Origin of the sequence: Streptomyces fulvorobeus (assembly GCF_013167895.1) — a bacterium.
In the GTDB taxonomy this organism is placed as follows: Bacteria; Actinomycetota; Actinomycetes; order Streptomycetales; family Streptomycetaceae; genus Streptomyces; species Streptomyces fulvorobeus.
In genome coordinates this window covers 1,466,816-1,490,038 of sequence record NZ_BLWC01000001.1, presented here as the reverse complement: position 1 = coordinate 1,490,038, position 23,223 = coordinate 1,466,816, and the positions used below count along the sequence as shown (strand labels likewise).

The 23,223-nt window shown below is 72.5% G+C and carries 15 protein-coding genes and 3 pseudogenes; 10 read left to right on the top strand and 8 right to left on the bottom strand.

From position 1 onward, the window contains the following. Positions 1-37: 37 nt before the first annotated feature. The 4 genes from Sfulv_RS06640 to Sfulv_RS06625 all read right to left on the bottom strand — a co-directional run bounded on the left by Sfulv_RS06640 (position 38) and on the right by Sfulv_RS06625 (position 5,439). Positions 38-1,552: a phytoene desaturase family protein gene (locus Sfulv_RS06640; protein ID WP_173312710.1), complete on the bottom strand. Its 1,515-nt coding sequence runs from the start codon at positions 1,550-1,552 to the stop codon at positions 38-40. A 443-nt stretch (positions 1,553-1,995) separates the two neighbouring features. Next, positions 1,996-2,607 carry a TetR/AcrR family transcriptional regulator gene (locus Sfulv_RS06635; RefSeq protein ID WP_173312708.1) on the bottom strand — a complete coding sequence of 204 codons (612 nt, stop codon included), beginning with the start codon at positions 2,605-2,607 and terminating at the stop codon, positions 1,996-1,998. Positions 2,608-2,636: 29 nt separating this feature from the next. Further along, positions 2,637-4,724, bottom strand: coding sequence for a YhgE/Pip family protein (locus tag Sfulv_RS06630; protein ID WP_173312706.1), 2,088 nt, complete (start codon positions 4,722-4,724; stop codon positions 2,637-2,639). After that, on the bottom strand, positions 4,696-5,439 hold the full coding sequence (locus Sfulv_RS06625; RefSeq protein WP_173312704.1) for an ATP-binding cassette domain-containing protein: 744 nt from the start codon (positions 5,437-5,439) through the stop codon (positions 4,696-4,698). Before Sfulv_RS06625 ends, Sfulv_RS06630 begins: the two co-directional genes overlap by 29 nt. A gap of 166 nt (positions 5,440-5,605) precedes the next feature. Between Sfulv_RS06625 and Sfulv_RS06620 the strand changes: the two are divergent. The 3 genes and pseudogenes from Sfulv_RS06620 to Sfulv_RS06610 all read left to right on the top strand — a co-directional run bounded on the left by Sfulv_RS06620 (position 5,606) and on the right by Sfulv_RS06610 (position 7,640). Continuing rightward, positions 5,606-6,132: pseudogene (locus Sfulv_RS06620) on the top strand (SAV_6107 family HEPN domain-containing protein). A 102-nt stretch (positions 6,133-6,234) separates the two neighbouring features. Beyond that, positions 6,235-6,993, top strand: a complete 759-nt coding sequence (locus Sfulv_RS06615; RefSeq protein ID WP_173312701.1) for a methyltransferase — start codon at positions 6,235-6,237, stop codon at positions 6,991-6,993. A 248-nt stretch (positions 6,994-7,241) separates the two neighbouring features. Continuing rightward, positions 7,242-7,640 (top strand): SCO2097 family morphological protein, encoded by a 399-nt coding sequence (locus tag Sfulv_RS06610; protein ID WP_173312698.1) that lies wholly within the window; start codon positions 7,242-7,244, stop codon positions 7,638-7,640. A gap of 164 nt (positions 7,641-7,804) precedes the next feature. On the opposite strand, the pseudogene Sfulv_RS06605 reads toward Sfulv_RS06610, so the two are convergent. The 4 genes and pseudogenes from Sfulv_RS06605 to Sfulv_RS06590 all read right to left on the bottom strand — a co-directional run bounded on the left by Sfulv_RS06605 (position 7,805) and on the right by Sfulv_RS06590 (position 13,426). Beyond that, positions 7,805-10,227, bottom strand: a pseudogene (locus Sfulv_RS06605) (transglutaminase TgpA family protein). Continuing rightward, positions 10,224-11,596, bottom strand: a pseudogene (locus tag Sfulv_RS06600) (DUF58 domain-containing protein). The pseudogenes Sfulv_RS06605 and Sfulv_RS06600 overlap by 4 nt, the downstream one beginning before the upstream one ends. Beyond that, positions 11,596-12,648 carry an AAA family ATPase gene (locus tag Sfulv_RS06595; protein ID WP_173312695.1) on the bottom strand — a complete coding sequence of 351 codons (1,053 nt, stop codon included), beginning with the start codon at positions 12,646-12,648 and terminating at the stop codon, positions 11,596-11,598. The pseudogene Sfulv_RS06600 and the gene Sfulv_RS06595 overlap by 1 nt, the downstream one beginning before the upstream one ends. A gap of 214 nt (positions 12,649-12,862) precedes the next feature. Then, entirely contained in the window at positions 12,863-13,426 is a 564-nt protein-coding gene (locus Sfulv_RS06590) for a beta-class carbonic anhydrase (protein ID WP_173312693.1), read from the bottom strand. Positions 13,427-13,825: 399 nt separating this feature from the next. On the opposite strand from Sfulv_RS06590, the gene rsmH reads away from it, so the two are divergent. From rsmH to murD, 7 genes are all read left to right on the top strand, one after another. Next, positions 13,826-14,791 carry a 16S rRNA (cytosine(1402)-N(4))-methyltransferase RsmH gene (gene rsmH, locus Sfulv_RS06585; RefSeq protein WP_173312690.1) on the top strand — a complete coding sequence of 322 codons (966 nt, stop codon included), beginning with the start codon at positions 13,826-13,828 and terminating at the stop codon, positions 14,789-14,791. Positions 14,792-14,840: 49 nt separating this feature from the next. Then, complete coding sequence (gene ftsL / locus Sfulv_RS30150) at positions 14,841-15,512, top strand: cell division protein FtsL (RefSeq protein WP_256668818.1); 672 nt, start codon at positions 14,841-14,843, stop codon at positions 15,510-15,512. Between the two features lie 3 nt (positions 15,513-15,515). Next, positions 15,516-17,492 carry a peptidoglycan D,D-transpeptidase FtsI family protein gene (locus tag Sfulv_RS06575; protein WP_173312687.1) on the top strand — a complete coding sequence of 659 codons (1,977 nt, stop codon included), beginning with the start codon at positions 15,516-15,518 and terminating at the stop codon, positions 17,490-17,492. Between the two features lie 64 nt (positions 17,493-17,556). Next, the gene (locus Sfulv_RS06570) at positions 17,557-19,296 is read left to right on the top strand and encodes a UDP-N-acetylmuramoyl-L-alanyl-D-glutamate--2,6-diaminopimelate ligase (protein ID WP_371874638.1); all 1,740 of its coding nucleotides are present in this window, start codon (positions 17,557-17,559) and stop codon (positions 19,294-19,296) included. Positions 19,297-19,300: 4 nt separating this feature from the next. Next, on the top strand, positions 19,301-20,731 hold the full coding sequence (locus tag Sfulv_RS06565; RefSeq protein WP_173312684.1) for a UDP-N-acetylmuramoyl-tripeptide--D-alanyl-D-alanine ligase: 1,431 nt from the start codon (positions 19,301-19,303) through the stop codon (positions 20,729-20,731). Further along, positions 20,728-21,798: a phospho-N-acetylmuramoyl-pentapeptide-transferase gene (gene mraY, locus Sfulv_RS06560; protein ID WP_173312681.1), complete on the top strand. Its 1,071-nt coding sequence runs from the start codon at positions 20,728-20,730 to the stop codon at positions 21,796-21,798. The genes Sfulv_RS06565 and mraY overlap by 4 nt, the downstream gene beginning before the upstream one ends. After that, positions 21,780-23,222 (top strand): UDP-N-acetylmuramoyl-L-alanine--D-glutamate ligase, encoded by a 1,443-nt coding sequence (gene murD, locus Sfulv_RS06555; protein ID WP_173312678.1) that lies wholly within the window; start codon positions 21,780-21,782, stop codon positions 23,220-23,222. Before mraY ends, murD begins: the two co-directional genes overlap by 19 nt. Position 23,223: the final 1 nt, after the last annotated feature.

The window sequence follows — 23,223 nt, the reverse complement described above, 5'->3', positions numbered from 1 at the left end:
GGAGGGCCCGGCCGTAGCCCTCCCGGGTCCCGGCCCCTCACCGGGAGCCGCGGAACCCGTCCCCCTCCACGATGAGTCCCGCCACCAGCGCCCCCGACATCCCCGCGTGCGCCAGTCCGCCGCCGGGATGCGACCAGCCGCCCGCCAGGTACAGACCCGGCAGGCGCGTGCGGTTGCCGGGGTGCAGCCAGGCGCCGCCGGCCCCGGCCAGCGCGGGCGGCGGCACGGAGCCGCCCTCGGCACCGGTCTCCGCCTCGGTCTCCGCCGGCGTGCGCACCTCCGCGTGGATCACCCGCTCGCGCAGGTCCGGCACGGCGGCGCGGGCCGCACCGATCACCGTGTCCGCGAACCGCTCGCGCAGCCGCGCGTCCGTCCAGTCGACCGGGCCGTGCGGGGCCACCGTCGCCATCAGGGTCACCGCCTCGTGCGCCTCGTCCGGGCGGGTCGAGGGATCGTCGGGCCGTATCACCGTCACGGTCGGCCGTTCGGCGATCCGGCCCCCGAACACGGCATCCCGCTCCGCCGCCCCCGCGCCGTGCACCACCGTCCGGTGCGCCGCGCCCGGCTCCCGGGCGCCGCGCAACGACAGCAGGACCACGAACCGGCCCGGCACCACGCCGCCCCCCGGACGCGGCAGCGCCGTCAGATCCCCCTCCCGCCACAACTCCTGACCCGGAACCAGCTCCGGGCGCGGCCGCGCGGCCAGCACCACGTGATCCGCCTCGGCGCTGCCCCCGTCCGCCAGCTCGACGCCCGCGGCCCGGCCGTCCCTCCCGGCGATCCCGACGACCTCGGCCCCGAAGACGAAGGCCACCCGCCGGGCCAGGCACCGCTCGTACAGCGCGTCGGCCAGCGCCCGCATGCCCCCGCTGACGTACCAACTGCCGAAGGTCTCCTGCATGTACGGCACGAGGGCGGCGCCGGCCGGAGCGGTCAGCGGGTCCAGCCCGTAGGCCAGGGCGTACCCGTCCAGCAGGGCGGCCAGGCGGGGGTCCGCCAGCTCCAGGGCTCCGATCTCCGCGACCGTCCCCGCCTGCCTGGCCGGGCGCAGCAGCCTGCGCCGCCGGACGGCGGGGTAGGGGTCGCGGCCGAGGACCCGCCAGTCGGCACGCAGCGGTTCCTCCAGCAGGGGGCGCCGCGAGCGGTCCCAGGCGTCCCCCGCCCGGTCCAGGAACGCGCCCCACCGGCCGCCCGCGCCCGCCCCGAGCGCCTCGTCCAGAGCGGCGACCACACCGGCCCGGGAAGCGTTCGGCAGGGACACCGTGGTGCCGTCCGGGAAGACGTGGCGGCTCGCCGGGTCCACCTGGGTCAGCGTGACGCACTGCTCCAAGGACTCCTTGCCGGTCTTCAGGAACAGATCGCGGTAGACGGCGGGCAGGTGCAGCAGGGGCGGCCCGGTGTCGAACGCGAAGCCGTCCCGGGTGAACCGGCCGACCGAGCCGCCGTACGTCGCGGACCGCTCGTACACCGTCACCCGGTGGCCTGCCACGGCGAGCCGGGCCGCCGCCGCCATCGCGCCCGTCCCGGCGCCGATCACCGCAATTCGTGCCATGTCAGTGACCCTAAGGGGTGCCACCGACAGCTCAGCCGGGAGGCCGGTGCCCGCCCGTGACGGAGACGTGCGCGATCGTGACCAGGTGGCGTCGGACCCGGGTGGGGGCCGCGCGCACAGCCCTGAGTATCCGTACCCAGGAGGGCAGATGAGTAGCGGAGCGGATAGGTCCTCACCTGCGAGGACGGCAGAATACGGGGCACGGAAGGGGCGCGGCTCCGAACCGCCGGCACGGGGCGGCGGAACGGCGCGGCACCCCGGACGCAACGGGGGCGCACGACGGAGGGCCCGGGACCGCGGAGGGAACGCCGGGGTCACGGGGGAAGGGTCCTCCGGCAGCACGGGGTACGCCGGTCCGGTGGAGTTCGGGGGGATCGAACTCCACCGGACCGGCGTCTGCGTGTCCGGACCGTGCACCGTGCGGCGCTACCGGGGCTTCCGGCTCAGCGCCCGCTCACCCGTCCGTGCAGCAGCAGGGAGAGCGCCGAGTGCACCTCGTCGATCGACCGCTCCGGCTGGAACGCCTGCCAGTCGAGTGCCGCCACCAGCACCATGCCGACCAGCGCGGCAGCGGTCAGCGGAATGTCGATCTCCTCGCTCAGCTCACCGTTGGCCACGCCCTCCCGCAGTACGTCCTCGACGACGGCGACCGCCTGCTGGCGCACCACCAGGAGCGTCGCCTGCCAGGCGCGGTTGGTGCGCCAGAGCTCGGCGACGTACAGCTGGGTGAAGGCCGGGTAGCGGTCGATGAAGGCCAGGCCCGCCCGGATCATGGCGTCCAGCGCCTCCACCCGGGTGGAGCCGCGCGCCGCGGTCTCCTCCGACGCGGTGCGCAGCGAGGCGGTCAGCAGTCCGACGCCGTGCCGCAGCAGTTCCTCGAAGAGTTCGGTCTTGCTCTTGAAGTTGTAGTAGACCGTGCCCTTGGCGACCCCGGCGCGCTCGGCGATCTCGTCCACCGTGGTGGCGGAGAACCCCTTCTCGGCGATGAGGGTCACCGCCGCCTCGTAGAGCTTCTGCCGGGTGGCCTGGCGGCGGGTGGTGCCACTGCTTTCCATGCGGTCGATTCTCACAGGTCCGGGCCCGCTCACAGACTGAGCTCCGGATGCAGCCGGTCCAGGGTCCACACCTGCCTGCGCCGCGCAGAGACGGCGGTCAGGGCCAGCGCGCCAGCGGTGAACGCGGCCAGGACCGCGCACCCCTCCCACACCGGACCGGGGCCACCCCCGGTGATCAGGCGGCGCAGGGCGTCGACGATGTAGCTCATGGGCAGGAACGGGTGGATCGCCCCGAAGAAGCCGGGGCTCGTCTGCACCGGGTACGTACCGCCCGCCGAGGTCAGCTGGAGCATCAGGAAGGCGAGGACCAGGATGCGCCCCGCGGCCCCGAAACGGGCGTTGAGCCACTGCACGATCGCGGCGAAACAGCAGGTCACCAGAGTGAGGAAGCCCATCGTGGCGGCGGGGTGCGCCATCTGGAGACCGAGTCCCCAGTGCAGTACGGACATGAGCGCGGCGACCTGGAGGACACCGATCGCGACGACGGGCAGCCAGCCGGCGAGGGCGATCCGCCAGGCGGAGGCCCCGGCGGCGAGTGCCCGCCGGTTCAGCGGCTGGATCAGCATGTACGCCACCATCGCGCCGACCCAGAGCGAGAGCGGGATGAAGTAGGGGGCGAAGCCGGTGCCGTAGTTGGGGGCCGTGTACAGGGACTTCGACGCCAGCCGCACGGGATCGGCCATCACGCCCGTCCGCGCGTCGCGGTCCTTCTCGGAGTAGTCGGGAATCTTGCCGACGCCGTCGTTCAGCCCTTGGGCCAGGGACGCCGATCCGTCGCCGAGGCGGAAGAGCCCGCTGTCCAGGTCGGTGGCGCCCGCCGTGAGCTTGCCGACGCCCGTGTCCAGGGCGGAGGAGCCGGTCTTCGCGGTGCCCAGGCCGGTGTGGAGCGCGTCGGCGCCCTGGGCGACCTTGTGGGCACCCGTGTTCAGCGCGTTGATCTTCGAGACCGCGTACTCCAGATCGGTGGCCAGGTCCGGTGAGCGCTTCGCGAGGGCGTCGGCCTGCCGCTGGAGCGTCACCAGCCGGCCGCTGAGCTTCTTCAGGTCCCCGTTCTCCTTCGTGACCAGCACGTTCACGTCGTCGGCGACCTTCGCGACGTCGGCCGCCGCCGTCATCGCCCGTTTCAGCTGGGGGCACACGCCCGGGTCGGGCGGGAGCTGGTCCTCGCACCGGGTGCGGTGGATCTCGGTGAGGTCGTCGGCGGCGGTGTGGGCGGAGGCGGCCGCGGTGGGGGCCGCCGCGACCAGCAGGCCGAGGTCGTCCCGCACGGACTTGGACGCATCGGCCACCAGCCGGGCCGTGTCGCCGATCGCCCTGCCGTTGTCCTTGAGGAACGGGCGTACGTCGGCGGCGATGCCGTTGACCCGGTCGGCGAGGAGCTGGGTGCCGTTCGCGACCTGCCGGGAGCCGGTTTCGAGGTCGCCCGCGCCCTTGTCGAGCGTGGTGATCCCGCCCGCCAGCCTGCCGGTGCCCGCCTTGGTGTCCTTGAGCCCGTTCGCCAGGTCCTTCGAGCCCTTCTTGGCCGTGGAGATTCCGCCCTTGAGCTCGTCGGCGCCCTCGGCCGCCTTCTCCGTGGCGTCATGGATGCCGGAGAACGAGACGAAGATGCGGTCCAGGAAGCCGCGCGAGGCGTTCGTCGACGCCGCCGTGCGCACCTCGGAGAACACGGTCCGGGAGATCTGCCCGACGATGTAGTTGTTCGCGTCATTCGTCCGCACCTGAAGGGCGCCGGTCTCGGGGGAGTCGCCCGAGCTGGAGGCGATCCGCGCACTGAAGTCGGACGGCATGGTCAGCGAGAGGTAGTACGTGCCGTCCTCCAGACCCCGGCCAGCCTCGGCGGAGCTCACCTCGTGCCACTCGAATACCTTGGAGTCGCGCAGCTTCCCGGTGATCTCGTCCCCGGCGGCGAGGCGCTCGCCCGAGACGGTCGTGCCCCTGTCGTTGTTGACCAGTGCGACCGGGAGCCTGTCGAGGCGCCCGTACGGGTCCCAGAACGACCACAGGTACAGGGCTCCGTACAGCAGGGGCAGCAGCAGGAGAGCCACCAGTGCGGCGCGCGGCAGCTTTCCCCTGCCGAACCGCTTCAGCTCAAGCGCGGCCAGTCTCGGCGATCGCATCGGCCGTACCCTCCTCGGTCGTGGTGTCGGCGCGTACGGTGAGCGCGCCCTCGGGGGCCTCGCTGCACACGGCGAGCACCGTCGTGCCGTCGTCGGCGACGGTGCGCAGCAGGGCCCAGGCGTCGGCCCGCTCGGCGTCGGAGAGCTTGAGGTCGGTGTCGTCCACGGCGAGCAGCCGCGGTCGGGCGATCAGGGCGAGGGCCACGGACAGGCGCAGCGCCTCCAGCCGCTCCAGATCGCGTACGGAGGTCCGGTCGGCCTTGGGGAGCGCGGCGAGGTCGAGCCCGGCCGCGTCCAGGGCGGCGGTGACGCGCGCTCGCGCCGTGGCGGCCCGCTCCGCCCGGGGCCGCAGCAGCGTGCGCAGCGAACCGTCGAAGCGGCGCTGGAGGAGGGCCCGCTCGCGCAGGTGCTCGGCGACGGTGAACGCGGGATCGAGCTCGCTGACGCCCGGGACCGGGCCGAGTGCGCTGATCCGGCGGACGGCGGCGAGCTTGCCCGGCAGACGCAGGCCGCCGGTCTCGGCGTGGCCGTCGGTGGAGCGCATCCGGCCGGTGAGTGCGAGGAGCAGGGACGTGCGTCCGGAGCCGGAAGGGCCCTCGACGGCGAGGAGTGATCCGGGCGCGGCGGTGAAGCGGACCCCCCGGAAGACCCATCCGCGGGGTCCTCGCACTCCGAAGTTCTCGGCACTGACGGCTGCCCCGTGCGGGCTGTCCACAGACCCTCCCCTTTTTGAACTGACCAGTCAGTGCAAAAACCTAGCCCGAACTCGTGAGCGAAGCAAAGGGCCAGGTCAGAGGGGAGGTAAGGGGAATTGTCAGTGGCGACCGTCACGATGGGTACAGATGGCCACGAAGCCGTCACGCGACGACAGGAGGTTCGTCATGGCCAGCTCGTCCGCAGCAGCCGCCCCGCGGCGCCGCCCTGGCAGCCCTGCCCCTCACCGACCGGCCCGGCAAGCGACGTCCACCCCGTGCTGCGCCGCGCCACGGCGCCCCCCGCCGCCCTCGACCTCCTCGCCAAGGCCCACGGCGGCCTGGACGAGGCCGCTGTCCTCGACGTGCCGAACGAGCGGTACGCCACCGCCCACCTGGCCGCTCTGCGCACCGCCGCCGCCGTGCTCGCGGCGCGTGGCCGCCCCGAGACCAGCAGGCGGCGGCGGGAGCGGATCCGCAGCGCCTGGGAGGTCCTGCCCGAGATCGCCCCGGAACTCACCGAGTGGAGCGCCCTGTTCGCCTCCGGAGCCGAGCGCAGGGCCCGCGCGGAAGCCGGCATACCGGGAGCGGCGACCGGGCGGGACGCCGATGACCTGCTGCGTGACGCCGCCCTGTTCCTCCGGCTGGTCGAGCGGCTGCTGGTCCTCCAGCCGGTGCTGCCACAGCCCAGGAAGGGGCGCTCCGAAGCGGGGTGACGGGGCCGGCGGTGCGAGGCAATAGGGTGGGCGGACCCGTACCACCTGCACTGTTCACGCTCCGCCCGTCAGTGGCGGCACCGTGCCGAGGAGTCAACTGCCGTGTCGGACCAGCCGCGCCCCCGCGCCTCCCTCCGTACCGCCGTGGTCTGGGAGGTTCTGAAGGACGCCCTCGACCGCCGGGCCAAGGCGACCGGCAGGGACACCCTGGACGTACTGGACACCGGGGGCGGCACCGGAAACTTCGCGGTGCCCGTGGCCCGGCTCGGCCACCGCGTCACCGTGGTCGACCCCAGCCCCAACGCGCTGTTCGCGCTGGAGCGGCGCGCGGCCGAGGACGGCGTGGCCGAACGGGTCAGCGGGGTCCAGGGCGACGTCCTCGGCCTGTTCGACGTCGTGGAGCGCGGCGGTTACGACGCGGTGCTGTGCCACGGGGTCCTGGAGTACGTGGACGACCCCGCCGAGGGCGTACGGAACGCGGTCGACGCGCTGCGCCCGGCCGGTGCCCTCAGCCTGCTGGCCGCCGGGCTCGGCGGCGCGGTCCTGGCGCGGGCGCTCGCCGGGCACTTCACCGAGGCCAGGCACGCGCTGAGCGACCCGGCGGGCCGCTGGGGCGACGGCGACCCGGTACCCCGGCGTTTCAGCGCCGAGCAGCTCACCGGGCTGGTCACCGCCGCCGGCATGGAGGTGGGAGCGGTCCACGGCGTCCGGGTCTTCGCCGACCTGGTACCGGGCGTCCTGGTGGACACCGAACCGGGTGCGGTCGACGCCCTCCTCAAGCTGGAGGCCGCCGTGGCCGAACTGCCCTCCTTCCACGCCGTCGCGACCCAGCTGCACGTCCTGGGAGAGAAGCGCGCCTGATCAGCAACGCAGGCGCAGACGGAGTACGGCTCCCGGACCCCGATCAGTGCCCAGGCCCCGTATGATCGGGTGACACCATTCGGCATGACGGATCGGACGTCGGGGAATCTACGCCTCAGCAGACGAACCGACATGGCGGTCCGGACTGGTTAATGGCTACAGGGCGGGTTTCACGGGGGCGAATCCCTGCCTATCCTGGAAGGGCCGCATACCGGTCGCCCCCCGCGGCCGACGACTAGGAGGACTCCGTGCCGCTCTCGGAGCACGAGCAGCGAATGCTCGAGCAGATGGAGCGAGCGCTGTACGCCGAAGATCCCAAGTTCGCGACAGCGCTCGAGGGCAGCGGGCTGCGTACGTACACCCGGCGACGGGTCTACCAGGCGGTCGCTGGATTTCTGGTGGGTATCGCGCTCCTCATGGCCGGAATGGTCGCCCAGCAGATCTGGATCAGCGTGGTGGGGTTCCTCGTCATGCTGGGGTGTGCCGTGCTCGCGGTCACCGGGTGGCGCAAAGCGCCCAAGCCCGGGGAACAGCAACCGGCGGAAAGCGGGGCGACGGGCGAACGCCCCCGACCCAGGCAACGCCGTTCGGTGATGAACCGGATCGAACAGCGGTGGCAGCGCCGCCGCGACGAACAGGGTCAGTGAGCACTTCCGTTCCCGGGACCATTCGGGGAACGGACTGAAGACATGACGCAGCACACGTACGGGTGAGGGGCGGCCGCATTTCTGCGGCCGCCCCTCACCCGTTGCCCGTGCTCTCCCGTCCTTCCGGACGAACTCCCGGCCCGCGCCCCCGGGGACGCGGGCTGTCAGCCTCGCCGGCGGGAGAGTCCGTGCAGCCGTCCGGCCCACCGGTCGCGCCCCGGCCGCTCGGACCACCGGCGGACGAGCGCCGCCCAGCGCTCCGAGACCGACCACACCACCCGGACGGCCGAGCGGGGCGCGATCAGCGCGCGGACCCGGGCCGGGCGGCCCGCGGAGGCCCGCAGCGCGGTCCGCACGGCCAGGACATCCTCGGCGAGACCCGTCGTCGCCCGCGGCCGCGGTGCGTACAGCGCCTGCTCCACCGCGTCCGCCACCCGGTGCACCGAAGCCGCCGCGGTGCCGTCGAGCTCGCCCCTCCTGACGATCCGCGCCGCCGCCTTGCGCGGCGTCTGCGACTCGTCCGGAGCGATGCCGTGATCCCAGGCCGAGTCGGTGAGCTCACGCCAGGCCGCCAGGGTCCTGGCCGTCGCGTCCGCGGGCGTGCGTCCGGCGGAGGAGCCGAGCCTGCGCCCGCGTGCCCGGGTCCGCCACAGCAGCGGCAGCGCGGGCAGCGCCAGCGCCAGCGCGGCGGCGACCCCCAGGAGCACCACCGTGCGCGTCGGCGTCCCCGGATCGGTGGGCCCCACCGCTCCCGGCAGCGCCGAGGGACCGCACTCACCCTGCCGGCGCATCTGCTCCGGGCAGTTCGCCGAGGCGGACGGGGCCGCCGACGGTGCCTGCGAGGCACCCGCGGACGGCTGGGCCGGATCGTCCGTACTCCCCGTGGGAGCGTCGGGCAGCGTGTACGAAGGGGTGGAGCCACGGGTGGGAGTCGGCTCGAACCGGGTCCACCCCACACCCTCGAAATACAGCTCCGGCCAGGCATGGGCGTCCCGCAGGCCGACGGACATCGAGCCGTTCGACTGGAACGTCCCGGGGGTGAAGCCCACCGAGACCCGGGCGGGGATGCCCAGGGACCGCGCCATCGCCGCCATCGTGAACGAGAAGTGCACGCAGAAGCCCTGCTTCTCCCTGAGGAAGCGGCCTATCGCCGCAGTGCCCGTCCCGGAGCTCACCGTCGTGTCATAGGTGAAGCCGCCGTCCGAGGCGAACCAGTCCTGCAGGGCGACGGCCCTCTCGTACGCGTTGGTGGCGTCCTTCGTCACCTCGGCGGCGGTCCTGCGGACCACGTCCGGCAGCGAATCGGGCACCTGGGTGTACTCGCGGGCCAGGTCGGACGGCGGCGGGCCCGCCGAGGCGAGCTGGTCCGCTGTCGGCCGCACCACCAGGCTGCTGACCTCGTACTTCGCGTCGCCCGTCGTCTGCCCCTCGTCCCCGACGAGAGTGCGGCCCTCCGGCTCGTACCGCCAGCGCCCGCCGATCCTCACCTCGGTCGCCGGGTAGGGGAGCGGCAGATACGTCTGCTGGTAGGAGGGCGAGGCGGTGAGGTTCGTCCTGACCTCCGTGACGGCGACGCCCGACCCCAGCCCGACAGGCTGCGGGAGCCGCTGCGGCACATCGGTCAGCCGCCGGGTCGACGGCCGCCACTCGCTCCCGTTGAACTGGTCCAGGGCCAGGATGCGCAGGTAGAAGTCCTCGGGGCCGCGGAGTTGGTGCGGTAGGACATCACCTCCCGGTCTTCCGGCTGATTCAGGTTGTTCTGGAGCGAGACCAGCGGATTGACGGCGGAGATGGTGCCTCCGCCGCCACCCCTTCCCGTCCCCGCGCCCGCGCCCGCCAGCAGCCCGCCGTCGAGAGCCGGCAGCACCGCCGGCACGACGAGCGCGATACCGAGCGTCAGCACTCCGATGCGCCGCCCCGTGCGGAGCGAGGCGAACGCCCGCCCGCCCGGTTCCGCGACCCCGGCGGCCAGCCCGCCCGACGACCTGGACACGCCGCCGAAGACCCGCCCCCACTGGGAGAGCCGGTTGCGGCCTTCCGCCAGCAGGAGCAGCAGGTAGCCGGATGCGGCGAGCGTGAACCAGAGCCGGCCCGCGCCGTCCTCGGACAGCCCGGCGGCGACCGAGTAGAGCGCGAGCAGGGGCAGTCCGGCGGGGGCCGCGCTGCGGAACGTCACCGCCAGCGCGTCCACCGCGAGGCCGATCAGCAGCACACCGCCGACCAGCATCAGCCGGATGCCGTCCGTCACGGGTGCGGGGATCGCGTACTTGCCGACATCCTCGAAGCCCGCAGCGAACAGCTCTCCGAGCCACTGGACGGCCCGGGGGCCGGGCAGTACTCCGAAGACCGCCTGATCCCTGGCGAACGCCACGGTCAGGAGCACCACCGTCACCAGCATCTGCGCGGCGACCGTCAGGGCCCGCGCCCACGGCACCCGGCGGGCCAGTGCCCCCACCCCGCTCTGGATCGCCAGCAGGAGCGCGGCCTGAAGAATCCAGCCGGCCGGATCGACCAGCGGCAGCAGGGCGCCCGACGCCATCAGCGTCGCCGCGAACGCGCACAGCGCGAGCCGGCCACGACCGCTCATGACCATCCTCCCGAGAAGCCCGAAAGACCGCCGGTCGCGGCGGACTGCGTGTCGCCGTGCTGCTGCCCCGCCTGCTGCCAGACCCGGGTGAGCGGTGTCCCGGGCGGGACGGCCACGGCTGTCCAGCCCGCCTCGCGCAACAGCCGCAGGCGCTCCTCGACCGGTGCGGGAGGTGCTCCGGCCCCGCCCCGCACCCAGCCCTCGCTGTCCACGACGAAGGCCACCGCGGCGCCGCTGCGCTGCCGCATCCGGCTCGCCACCGCCACCTGCTCCTCGTCGAGATCACCGAAGAACGCGATCAGGAGCCCTTCGCTGCCGCCCCGCAGCACGTCGTAGGCGCGAGACAGGCCGCCACCGTCCGAGTGGCCGACGACCGCGAGCGTGTCCATCATCAGTCCCGCGGAGTCGGCGGCCTCCTGGGTCGATCCGGCGAAACCGTCGGAGCCCTCACCCGGCACGCAACCGCCGTCGTCCGTGAGCAGCCGCACGGCGAAGCCCCGCTCCAGCATGTGCACCAGAGCCGAAGCCGCCCCCGACACGGCCCACTCGAAGGCCGAGTCCGGGCCCGCTCCCTGATAGGCGATGCCCCGGGTGTCCAGCAGCACGGTGCACCTGGCCCGCTGCGGCTGCTCCTCGCGGCGCACCATCAGTTCGCCGTAGCGCGCGGTGGAGCGCCAGTGGACGCGGCGCAGGTCGTCGCCGTGCCGGTAACCGCGCGGAATGATGTCGTCCTCACCGGCCAGGGCGAGCGAGCGCTGCCGCCCGTCGCCGTATCCGGAAGCCTCGCCGGCCAGCCGCAGGGTCGGCAGCGGCTCGGTGCGGGGGATGACGGTGAGGGTGTCGTACGCGCTGAACGAACGGGTCAGCTCGCACATCCCGAACGGATCGCTGAGCCGCAGTTGCAGGGGTCCCAGCGGGTAGCGCCCGCGCAGGTCCGAGCGCACCCGGTAGGACACCTCGCGCCTGCCGCCCGGCTCCACCCGGTCCAGCACGAACCGGGGGCGCGGGCCGAGCACGTACGGAACGCGGTCCTGGAGCATGAGCAGCCCGGTGGGCAGCCGGGAGATGTTGTCCACCCGCAGGTGCACCCGGGCCTCCGCCCCGCGGGTACCCGTGACGGCGTAAGCCACCGGCTGCCGGTGACGCGGTAGCGGGTGCGGTAGAGCACGCTCACGCAGACCAGCGGGAGCACGGCGAGCAGCAGGCCGACCCGCAGGAGGTCGCCCTGGCCCAGCACATAGGCGCAGACCGCGGCGGCGACCCCGGCCGCGAGGAAGGACCGGCCGCGCGTGGTCAGCCCGCTGAGGGCGGCCCGGAGGCCGCCCCTGCCGCCGTCGTCGTCCACGGCGCCGGGCCCCCCGGGCGCCATCACAGCCGCCGGGCGCCGGGCGGCTGCCGGCCGAACACCGGTCCGCCCGGCTGATGCGGCGGTACGGCCGGTGCCGTGCCGCCGGCGGCTGACGTGGGCACAGGCGTGTGCTGGAGGATCTCCAGCACCACCTGCTCGGCGTTCCTGCGGTTCAGCTGGGCCTGCGCGGTGGGCAGCAGCCGGTGCGCGAGCACCGCGACCGCGAGGGCCTGCACGTCGTCCGGCAGGGCGTACTCGCGTCCGCTGAGGGCCGCCGACGCCTTCGCGGCCCGCAGCAGGTGCAGGGTGGCACGCGGCGACGCGCCGAGCCGCAGATCCGGATGGCTGCGCGTGGCGCCCACGAGCTCCACCGCGTACCGCCGGACGGAGTCGGCAACATGGACCGTCCGTACCGCGTCGATCAGCTTCACGATGTCGTGGGCGTGGGCCACCGGCTGGAGGTCGTCCAGCGGTGAGACGCCGCCGTGCACGTCGAGCATCCGCAGCTCGGCCTCGGCGCTCGGGTAACCGATCGACACCCGGGCCATGAACCGGTCGCGCTGGGCCTCGGGCAGCGGGTAGGTGCCCTCCATCTCGACCGGGTTCTGCGTCGCCACCACCATGAACGGGTTGGGCAGTTCGTACGTCTGCCCGTCGATGGTGACCTGGCGTTCCTCCATCGACTCCAGCAGCGCCGACTGGGTCTTCGGCGACGCGCGGTTGATCTCGTCGCCGATCACGATCTGCGCGAAGATCGCGCCCGGCTTGAACTCGAAGTCCCGTCGCTGCTGGTCGAAGATCGACACCCCGGTGATGTCCGAGGGCAGCAGGTCGGGAGTGAACTGGATACGGCGGACCGAGCAGTCGATGGACCGCGCCAGAGCCTTGGCCAGCATCGTCTTGCCGACTCCGGGGACGTCCTCGATGAGGAGGTGCCCCTCCGCGAGCAGCACGGTCAGCGAAAGCCGTACGACCTCAGGCTTGCCCTCGATCACACTCTCCACCGACCTGCGCACCTGCTCCACTGTGGTGGTCAGATCTGTGAGGCTCGCTCGATCGTCATAGGTCGTCACCCGGCCCTCCTCGGCACCTTTGTGCAGGGCCGACGCGCATCGCTGCCCGGCCCGCCCCGACATACGGACACTCCGCGGAAGGCCCGTGGAGACGTCACCCCCGCATTCTTGTTGCCGTTACCGCTTCGTGTCACTCGCCTGTGGATAACTGGGTGCGATATGTCAGGAGTTGGGGCGGTTTCGGGGTGCGAGGGCTGGGCCGACCTGCGGAGGTTCAGGAAGCGGGCTGGATCTCGCGCAGCAGACCGGTGGTCACGTCGAAGACAAAACCGCGGATGTCGTCCGTGTGCAGCAGGAACGGTGAGGTGCGCACCCGCTGCATCGACTGGCGTACGTCCTGGTCGGCGTCGGAGTACGCCTCGACCGCCCAGACCGGCCGCTGGCCGACCTCGCGCTCCAGCTCCTGCCGGAAATCCTCGGTGAGGGACTCCAGGCCGCAGTTGGTGTGGTGGATGAGGATCACGCTGCGGGTGCCGAGGGCGCGCTGGCTGATGGTCAGGGAGCGGATCACGTCGTCGGTGACCACACCGCCCGCGTTGCGGATCGTGTGACAGTCGCCGAGTTCGAGGCCGAGCGCGCCGTGCAGGTCGAGACGGGCGTCCATACAGGCGACCACGGCCACGCGCAGTACCGGCCGTGCGTCCATGCCCGGGTCGCTGAACTTGTCCGCGTAGCGGGTGTTCGCCTCGACCAGCCGATCGGTGACCGAACCGCCGGAAGGAGCCGCGTCCGCGGCGGAGGAGGCGGGTCCGGCGGGGGAGTGTGCGGAAGTCGACATGGATACGACGTTAGCGTTCAGGACGGGCCCCGTCGTGCTGGGGAAAGGGACAAAGAACGTCAACGAACCTTGGTGTGAGGTAATCCACAAGCCTCACAGAAGTGCGCCCGGTCGAGTGAGCCTTCCCGCTCGAAGAGGCCGGTGCGACTCGCTGCCCGCCTCGTTGATCGGGAATCGATCGAATGGCAGGGTGGACTAAAGTGACGCGAAGTTACCGACCCACCCGTACACACCTCGTATTCCGTACGCCCCGTGATGTACGGCGCGCGTGCGGCCCGGCCCTCTCCCGCTCCCGGTCGGCCGGCGCCCCTTCCACGGCGCCGGCTGGCCTCCCCTTCGGAGCGGGCGGGGACCGGGCCGCATGCGCGAGCCGTGCGTGAACCGAGCCTGAGAGGGCGCATGAGCCAGACCCGACACGTCCCGGTGATGCTCCAGCGATGCCTGGACCTGTTGGCCCCGGCTCTGGAGGACCCGGGGCCCCGGCCACCGGTCGTCGTGGACTGCACCCTGGGGCTGGGCGGACACAGTGAGGCGCTCCTCGCCGCCTTCCCGACGGCCCGGCTGGTCGCGCTCGACCGGGACAAGGAAGCGCTCCGGCTCTCCGGCGAGCGCCTCGCCCCCTACGGCGACCGGGCCACCCTCGTACACGCCGTCTACGACGAACTGCCCGAGGTCCTGGACCGGCTCAAAATCCCCAAGGTCCAGGGCGTCCTCTTCGACCTCGGCGTCTCCTCCATGCAGCTCGACGAGGCCGGCCGGGGATTCGCGTACGCCCAGGACGCACCCCTGGACATGCGCATGGACCAGACGACCGGGATCAGCGCCGCCGAGGTGCTCAACACCTACCCGCCCGGCGAGCTCGTCCGGATCCTCCGGCAGTACGGCGAGGAGAAGCAGGCCAAGCGGATCGTCTCCGCCGTCGTGCGCGAGCGCGAGAACAATCCCTTCACCGACAGCGCCCGGCTCGTCGAGCTGATCCGTGACTCCCTGCCGCAGGCCGCCAAACGAACCGGCGGCAACCCGGCCAAGCGCACCTTCCAGGCCCTGCGCATCGAGGTCAACGGCGAGCTGTCGGTCCTGGAGCAGGCGATCCCGGCCGCTGTGGACTCCCTCGCCGTGGGCGGCCGTATCGCCGTCCTCTCGTACCACTCGCTGGAGGACCGGCTGGTCAAGCAGGTCTTCGCGGCCGGCGCCGCCAACACCGCGCCCCCCGGCCTGCCCGTCGTCCCCGAGCGGTACCAGCCGCGGCTGAAGCTGCTCACCCGAGGCGCGGAGCTGCCCACGGAGGAGGAGGTCGCCGAGAACCGGCGCGCCGCCCCCGCCCGGCTGCGCGGCGCCCAGCGCATCCGCGAGGAGGAGCGATGAGGCGCCGCGCTCCGGTCCGCCCGGCGCCCGGGACCGGCGAGGCGATGCCGTGACCGAACCGGCCGAACAGTTGAAGGGGAGGGCGGCGCGGCTCGCCCGGCTCATGCCGGCGGGACCGAGCAACGCGGCCCGCACCCCCTTCGTCCTGCTGGTCGTCCTGCTCCTCGGCGGCGGCCTGATCGCGCTGCTCCTGCTGAACTCCGCCCTGAACGAGGGATCGTTCAGACTGAGCGAGCTGAAGCGGCAGACCACCGAACTCACCGACGAGCAGCAGGCACTCCAGCGGGACGTCGACAGCTACTCCGAGCCGGACGCGCTGGAGAGGCGCGCCAGGAAACTGGGCATGGTGCCGGGTGGCAGCCCCGCCTTCCTGAGCCCGGACGGCACGGTGCGGGGCGTGCCCCTGGAGTCCACCGCCGAGCCCTTCCCCACGGCCCCGCCGAAGCCGGTGGACACCCCGCCCGCCGCTTCCCCCACCTCCTCATCCGGGGCGTCCGACGCCTCCCCGCAGGACCCCCCGGTCTCGCGGCCCGCCCCCGGGCCGTCCTCGCCCGACGCCGCGCGGACCGCGCCGCGGACCGCCCCGGCCGAGGGGTCCGCAGCCGAGGGCGCCCTGTCACAAGCCTCCGCCCTACCAGAGCCCGATCCCGAAGCAGAGACCACGCCGACCGCGCGGCAGCGCGCGTCGGCGCCCCCGCCCACGACGAGCCCCGGCAGGTGACGCATGTCGTCCAAGGAACCGCCGCGCCGCCGCGTACCCGGCCCGGCACGACCCCGTAGCGCGGCAGGAGGCTCCGGCCGCTCCCGGCCCGCGGCCCGTCGTCCGCGCCCCCCGTACGGGCGGGTGCGCGGCGGCACCCCGCGCACCCTGCGCCTGGGCAGCCCGCGCCCGCGTCTGCGCCTGGTCGGCGCGGGTCTGACGGTCGTCATGCTGGCCTTCGTCGTCCGGCTCCTCCAGGTCCAGGCCGTCGACGCCAGTACGTACGCCGAAAAGGCCCAGAAGAACCGCTACCTGGAGTACACCGTCGCCGCGGAGCGCGGGGAGATCACCGACCGCGACGGGATCGCGCTGGCGACCAGCGTCGACGCGCACAACATCACCGCCGACCCCAAGATGTTCACGCCCGCGGACAGCAAGGCCCCGGACGCACCCCAGCAGGCCGCGGCCCTCCTCGCCCCGATCCTCGGCAAGGACGTCGGGGAGCTGACGGAGAAGCTGTCGAAGCCCAGGAGCCGTTACGTGGTCCTGGCGAGCCGGCAGACCCCGCAGGTCTGGAAGCAGATCAAGGACCTCAAGGCCACCTTCGCGGAGAAGGCACAGAAGGACAGAGCCGACGGCGGCCCGGGAGTCGACGTACTGGCCGGTGTCCTCCAGGAGCCCACCACCAGACGGGTCTACCCGAACGGTGACCTGGCCGCCGGGATACTGGGATTCGTCAACGCCGAGGGCAAGGGCGGCGGCGGTCTCGAATCCAAGCTGGACAAGGAACTGGCCGGCAAGGACGGAAAGATCCGGTACGCCCACTCCGGCGGCCGCCGCGTGCCCACGGCCGGCGCCAGGGAGGTCCCGGCCGTTCCCGGCGCCGACATCGAGCTGACCATCGACCGCGACATCCAGTGGGCCGCCCAGCGGGCCATCGCCGACCAGGTCAAGAAGTCCCGGGCGGACCGCGGCTACGTGATCGTCCAGAACACCCGGACGGGCGAGGTGCTGGCCATGGCCAACGCTCCCGGCTACGACCCGAACGACCTCTCGCAGGTCGACGCCACGACCCTCGGCAACGCCGCGCTCCAGGACGTGTACGAGCCGGGCTCCACCAGCAAGGTCATGTCCATGGCCGCCGTGCTGGAGGAGAAGGCCGCGACGCCCGCCACCCACGTCACGGTGCCCAACCGGCTGCACCGCGGGGACCGGCTGTTCAGGGACGACGTCGACCACCCCACCTGGTACCTCACACTCAACGGCGTACTCGCCAAGTCGAGCAACATCGGCACCATCCTGGCGACCGGTCAGCTCGGCAGGACCCAGGCCGAGGCCAACAAGGTCCTCCACTCCTACCTGCGCAAGTTCGGCATCGGCTCCGTCACCGGGCTCGGCTATCCCGGTGAGTCGCCCGGCCTCCTGGCGAAGCCGCAGGACTGGTCGACCTCCCAGCAGTACACGATCCCGTTCGGCCAGGGACTCTCCCTGAACGCCATGCAGGCCGCCTCGGTGTACTCGACGATCGCGAACGGAGGAGTCAGGATCGCCCCCACCCTCGTCCGCGGGACCAGGGACGAGGACGGCGGGTTCACCGCCGTGCCCGCCCCCGAGCGGACCCGGGTGGTCAGCGAGAAGACCGCAAGGACGCTGTCGGTCATGCTCGAATCCGTCGTCGACGACCACGAGGGCACCGGGACCAAGGCGGCGATCCCGGGCTACCGGGTCGCGGGCAAGACCGGCACGGCCAACCGCGTCGACCCGGAGCGCGGCGGCTACCACGGCTACACCGCCTCCTTCGCGGGCTTCGCACCCTCCGACGACCCGCAGGTCACCGTCTACTGCGCGATCCAGAACCCCACCGAGGGGAGCTACTTCGGCGGCCAGACCTGCGGTCCGATCTACAAGAAGGTCATGGAGTTCGCGCTCAAGACGCTCCAGGCCGCACCCTCCGGCAGCAAGCCCGCCCGGCTGCCGGTGTCCTTCCAGCCCGGCGAGTGACGACGAGGGCTGCCGCGGGTCCTGGCCGGGCTCACGATCCACGGCAGCCCCGAGGAATCCCCCAGTGACAACGATCACGCCTGATCCCGGGAACCGGAACGAGAAGTACCGCGACCCCGGCCCCTCACTTCGCGAGAGGCCGGGTGCGCCCGGTACGCTCACCGCCGTGCCCCACCCTGATCAGTTCCAGAACACCCAGAAGGACGCGCCTGTGAGCTACCCGGGAGCGCCCCGACCGGACCGGCTCCGGCCCACTTCCCTCGGCGAGCTGGCAGCGCTGCTCGGTGTCGAACCACCCGGGCCCGGCGAGGTCACCGGCATCACGCACGACTCCAGGGCCGTGCGCCCGGGTGACGTCTACGCGGCTCTGCCGGGCGCCCGGTTCCACGGAGCCGACTTCGCCGCCCAGGCCGCGGGACTCGGCGCGGTCGCGGTCCTCACCGACCCGGCCGGCACCGAGCGCGCCGCCGCCACCGGGCTCCCGGTCCTCGTCACCGAGGACCCGCGGGGCCGGATGGGCGTGGTCGCCGCGGAAATCTACGGACATCCCGGCAACGGCCTGCTCCAGATCGGGATCACCGGGACGTCCGGCAAGACCACCACGGCCTACCTCGTGGAGGGCGGACTGCGCGGAGCGGGCCGCAGCACCGGGCTGATCGGCACCGTCGAGATGCGGATCGGCGACGAGCGCATCAAGTCCGAGCGCACCACCCCCGAGGCCACCGACCTCCAGGCGCTCTTCGCCGTCATGCGCGAACGCGGCACCGAGGCGGTCGCCATGGAGGTCTCCAGTCACGCGCTGGTGCTCGGCCGGGTCGACGGCTGCGTCTTCGACGTCGCCGTCTTCAACAACCTCTCCCCGGAGCACATGGAGTTCCACTCCGGGATGGAGGACTACTTCCAGGCCAAGGCACAGCTCTTCACTCCGCTCCGCAGCAGGCGGGGGGTCGTCAACTTCGACGACGAGTACGGCCGGCGGCTGATCTCCGAGGCCACCGTCCCGGTCGTCACCTTCTCCGCCGAGGGCCACCCGGACGCCGACTGGCGTGCCGAGGGCGTCGAGGTGGGCCCCCAGGACAGCACCTTCCGGGTCGCCGGCCCCCAGGGCGAGCGGATCACGGCCAGGGCACCGCTGCCCGGCCCGTTCAACGTCGCCAACAGCCTGGCCGCGATCGTCACCCTGGCCGTCGCGGGCGTCGACCCGCAGACCGCCGCCGACGGCGTCGCCGCCGTTCCGGGCGTCCCCGGCCGGCTGGAGCGGGTGGACGCCGGACAGCCGTACCTCGCCGTCGTCGACTACGCCCACAAGACGGACGCGGTCGAGTCGGTCCTGCGCTCCCTGCGCAAGGTCACCGAGGGCAGGGTCCACATCGTGCTCGGCTGCGGCGGGGACCGGGACACCACCAAACGCGCCTCCATGGGCGCCGCGGCGGCCAGGCTCGCCGACACCGCCGTACTGACCTCCGACAACCCCCGCTCCGAGGACCCCCTGGCCATCCTCGCCGCGATGCTCTCGGGCGCCGCCGAGGTGCCCGTGCACGAGCGCGGTGACGTCCTCATCGACGCCGACCGCGCCGCGGCCATCGCCGCGGCCGTGGCCCGCGCCGAAGCGGGCGACACCGTCCTCGTCGCGGGCAAGGGGCACGAGCAGGGCCAGGACATCCACGGAGTGGTACGCCCCTTCGACGACCGCAAGGTCCTGCGCGCCGCCATCGCGCGGTCCATGGGCCGCGCGAGCACCGAGGCCGCCCCCGAGACCACCTCGGACCGTGCCGACACCCACGAGAACAACAGTCAGGGATGACCAAGTGATCACCCTCTCCCTCACCGAGATCGCCGCAATCGTCGGCGGGCAGCCGCACGACATACCCGATCCGGCAGTCACCGTCGACGGACCCGTCGTCATCGACTCCCGGGAGGTGGAGCACGGCAGCCTGTTCGTCGCCCTGCCGGGCGAGCGGACCGACGGCCACGACTTCGCGCGGCGCGCGGTCGACGCGGGCGCGGCAGCGGTGCTGGCCGCCCGCCCCGTCGGTGTCCCGGCGATCGTCGTCGACGACGTCGAGGCGGCGCTCGGCGCCCTGGCCCGCGCCGTCGTCCAGCGGCTCGGTGCCACCCTCGTCGCGCTCACCGGCTCGGCGGGCAAGACCTCCACCAAGGACCTGATCGCCCAGCTCCTGGAGCGCAAGGGACCCACCGTGTGGACACCGGGCTCCTTCAACAACGAGCTCGGCCTCCCCCTCACCGCGCTCCGCGCCACCGGGGAGACCCGGCACCTCGTCCTGGAGATGGGCGCCCGCGGTATCGGCCACATCCGCTACCTGACCGGCCTCACGCCCCCGCGGATCGGCCTGGTCCTCAACGTGGGCACCGCGCACATCGGCGAGTTCGGCAGCCGCGAGGCGATCGCCCAGGCCAAGGGCGAGCTCGTGGAGGCCCTTCCCGCCGCCGCGGAGGGCGGCGTCGCCGTCCTCAACGCGGACGACCCCCTCGTACGGGCCATGTCGGCCCGCACAGAAGCCCGGGTTCTGCTCTTCGGAGAGGCCGCGGATGCGGACGTACGGGGTGAGAACGTCCGGCTCACCGAGGACGGGCGCCCCGCTTTCGCGCTCCACACACCCACCGGGTGCAGCGACGTGACCTTGCGCCTGTACGGTGAGCACCACGTGTCGAACGCGCTCGCCGCGGCCGCCGTCGCCCATGAGCTGGGCATGTCCGTGACTGAGATCGCCGTGGCGCTCTCCGAGGCGGGCACCCTCTCCCGCTGGCGCATGGAGGTCACCGAGCGTCCGGACGGTGTGACGGTCGTCAATGACGCCTACAACGCGAACCCCGAATCCATGAGAGCCGCACTCCGTGCGCTGGCTGCCATGGGCAAAGCCTCACGGGCCGGAGGGGGACGCACGTGGGCGGTGCTCGGTCAGATGGCCGAGCTCGGTGACGCGTCGCTCGCCGAGCACGACGCTGTCGGACGGCTCGCCGTCCGGCTCAACGTCAGCAAGCTCGTCGCAGTCGGAGGAAGAGAAGCCTCCTGGCTGCAACTGGGCGCATATAACGAGGGTTCGTGGGGTGAGGAGTCGGTGCACGTGTCCGACGCACAGGCGGCCGTCGACCTGTTGCGCAGTGAACTGCGCCCGGGAGACGTCGTGCTGGTGAAGGCGTCCCGGTCGGTCGGCCTGGAGAAGGTCGCTCTGGCACTGCTGGAGAACTCTGCCGAGGGCGAGGTCGCCGTCCGATGAGGCAGATCCTCTTCGCGGGGGCCATCGGGCTCTTCCTGACCCTGGTCGGCACTCCGCTGCTGATCAAGCTCCTGGCCCGCAAGGGCTACGGGCAGTTCATCCGGGACGACGGCCCGCGCAGCCACGGCAGCAAGCAGGGAACGCCCACCATGGGCGGGATCGCCTTCATCCTGGCGACGATCATCGCGTACGTCCTGGCCAAGGTGATCACCGGCGAGGAGATGCGGTTCTCCGGTGTGCTGGTGCTCTTCCTGATGGCGGGGATGGGCCTGGTCGGCTTCCTCGACGACTACATCAAGATCGTCAAGCAGCGTTCGCTGGGTCTGCGGGCCAAGGCGAAGCTGGCGGGCCAGCTGATCGTCGGCGTCGCCTTCGCGGTGCTGTCGCTCCAGTTCGCCGACGTCCGCGGCAACACCCCGGCCTCGACCCGGCTGTCGTTCGTCGAGGACTTCGGCTGGTCCATCGGCCCGGTGCTCTTCTGCGTCTGGGCGCTGTTCATGATTCTCGCCATGTCCAACGGCGTGAACCTGACGGACGGTCTGGACGGCCTGGCCACCGGCGCGTCGGTGATGGTCTTCGGCGCGTACACCTTCATCGGGCTGTGGCAGTTCCAGGAGTCCTGCGCCAACGCGGACACCCTGACCAACCCCAGCGCCTGTTTCGAGGTACGTGACCCACTGGACCTCGCGGTCGTCGCCTCCGCCCTGATGGGCGCCTGCTTCGGCTTCCTGTGGTGGAACACCTCGCCCGCCAAGATCTTCATGGGTGACACCGGCTCCCTCGCGCTCGGCGGAGCCCTCGCGGGTCTCGCGATCTGCTCCCGTACGGAGTTCCTGCTCGCGCTCCTCGGCGGCCTCTTCGTGATGATCACCATGTCCGTGGTCATCCAGGTCGGCTCGTTCAAGATGACCGGCAAGCGCGTGTTCCGTATGGCTCCGCTCCAGCACCACTTCGAACTCAAGGGGTGGTCCGAAGTCCTTGTGGTGGTCCGCTTCTGGATCATCCAGGGCATGTGCGTGATCGTCGGCCTCGGCCTCTTCTACGCGGGATGGGCAGCCAAGAAGTGAGCGACGTGGACTGGCAGGGCAAGCACGTCACGGTCGCGGGACTCGGCGTCAGCGGTGTTCCCGCGGCGCGCGTCCTGCACGGACTGGGGGCGCTGGTCACCGTCGTCGCCGACGGCGACGACGAGCGCTCCCGCACCCAGGCCGCCGAACTGGAGGCGCTCGGCATCACCGTGCGCCTCGGCGACGGGGCGACCCTGCCCGAGTCCACGGAGCTGATCGTCACGGCCCCGGGCTGGAAGCCCGACAAGCCGCTCTTCCTCGCAGCCGCCCAGGCGGGCGTCCCCCTATGGGGCGACGTCGAACTCGCCTGGCGGCTGCGGGGCCTGCACGGCAGGACACCGGCACCCTGGCTCGCGGTCACCGGCACCAACGGAAAGACCACGACCGTACGGATGCTGGCCTCGATCCTCGAAGCGGCCGGACTGCGCACGGCCGCGGTCGGCAACATCGGCGTCTCCCTGCTGGACGCGGTCCTGGACGAGGAGCCGTACGACGTCCTGGCCGTCGAGCTCTCCAGCTACCAGCTGCACTGGGCGCCCTCGGTACGCGCCCACTCCGCGGCCGTCCTCAACCTGGCCCCGGACCACATCGACTGGCACGGCTCCATGGAGGCGTACACGGCCGACAAGGGCCGGGTCTACGAGGGCAACGGCGTCGCCTGCGTCTACAACGTGGCGGACCCGGCGACCGAGCGACTGGTGCGCGAGGCCGACGTCGAGGAGGGCTGCCGGGCGATCGGCTTCACCCTGGCCACCCCCGGCCCCTCGCAGCTCGGCGTGGTCGACGGCATCCTCGTCGACCGGGCCTTCGTGGCCAACCGGCAGAAGCAGGCCCAGGAGCTGGCCGAGGTCGGTGACATCGACCCGCCGGCCCCGCACAATGTCGCCAACGCCCTCGCGGCGGCGGCGCTCGCCCGCGCCTTCGGCGTGAAGCCCGCTGCGGTACGGGACGGACTGCGGGCCTTCCGCCCCGACCCGCACCGCATCGAGCACGTCGCCGACATCGCGTCGGTGACGTACATCGACGACTCCAAGGCCACCAACACCCACGCCGCCGAGGCGTCCCTCGCGGCCTACGACCCGATCGTCTGGATCGCCGGCGGCCTCGCCAAGGGCGCCACCTTCGACGACCTGGTGAGCGGGGCCGCGAAGCGGCTGCGGGGGGTCGTGCTGATGGGCGCCGACCGGGAGCTGATCCGCGAAGCCCTGGCGCGACACGCGCCCGAGGTACCGGTGGTCGACCTGGCCCGGACCGACACTGGGGCGATGTCCGACGCGGTCAGGGAGGCGGCGGGGCTCGCCCGGCCGGGCGACACCGTGCTGCTGGCCCCGGCCTGCGCCTCGATGGACATGTTCGTCAACTACAACAAGCGGGGCGAGGCGTTCGCGGACGCGGTCCGCGCACGCGCGGCCGAGAGCGCCTGAC

Bases quoted from the DNA above. Each gene is read 5' to 3' on its own strand.
- Sfulv_RS06635 (WP_173312708.1), bottom strand. From the start codon at position 2,607: ATGGAAAGCAGTGGCACCACCCGCCGCCAGGCCACCCGGCAGAAGCTC.
- Sfulv_RS06590 (WP_173312693.1), bottom strand. From the start codon at position 13,426: ATGTCGACTTCCGCACACTCCCCCGCCGGACCCGCCTCCTCCGCCGCG.
- Sfulv_RS06575 (WP_173312687.1), top strand. From the start codon at position 15,516: ATGTCGTCCAAGGAACCGCCGCGCCGCCGCGTACCCGGCCCGGCACGA.
- Sfulv_RS06630 (WP_173312706.1), bottom strand. From the start codon at position 4,724: ATGCGATCGCCGAGACTGGCCGCGCTTGAGCTGAAGCGGTTCGGCAGG.
- mraY (WP_173312681.1), top strand. From the start codon at position 20,728: ATGAGGCAGATCCTCTTCGCGGGGGCCATCGGGCTCTTCCTGACCCTG.
- rsmH (WP_173312690.1), top strand. From the start codon at position 13,826: ATGAGCCAGACCCGACACGTCCCGGTGATGCTCCAGCGATGCCTGGAC.
- Sfulv_RS06640 (WP_173312710.1), bottom strand. From the start codon at position 1,552: ATGGCACGAATTGCGGTGATCGGCGCCGGGACGGGCGCGATGGCGGCG.
- murD (WP_173312678.1), top strand. From the start codon at position 21,780: ATGGGCAGCCAAGAAGTGAGCGACGTGGACTGGCAGGGCAAGCACGTC.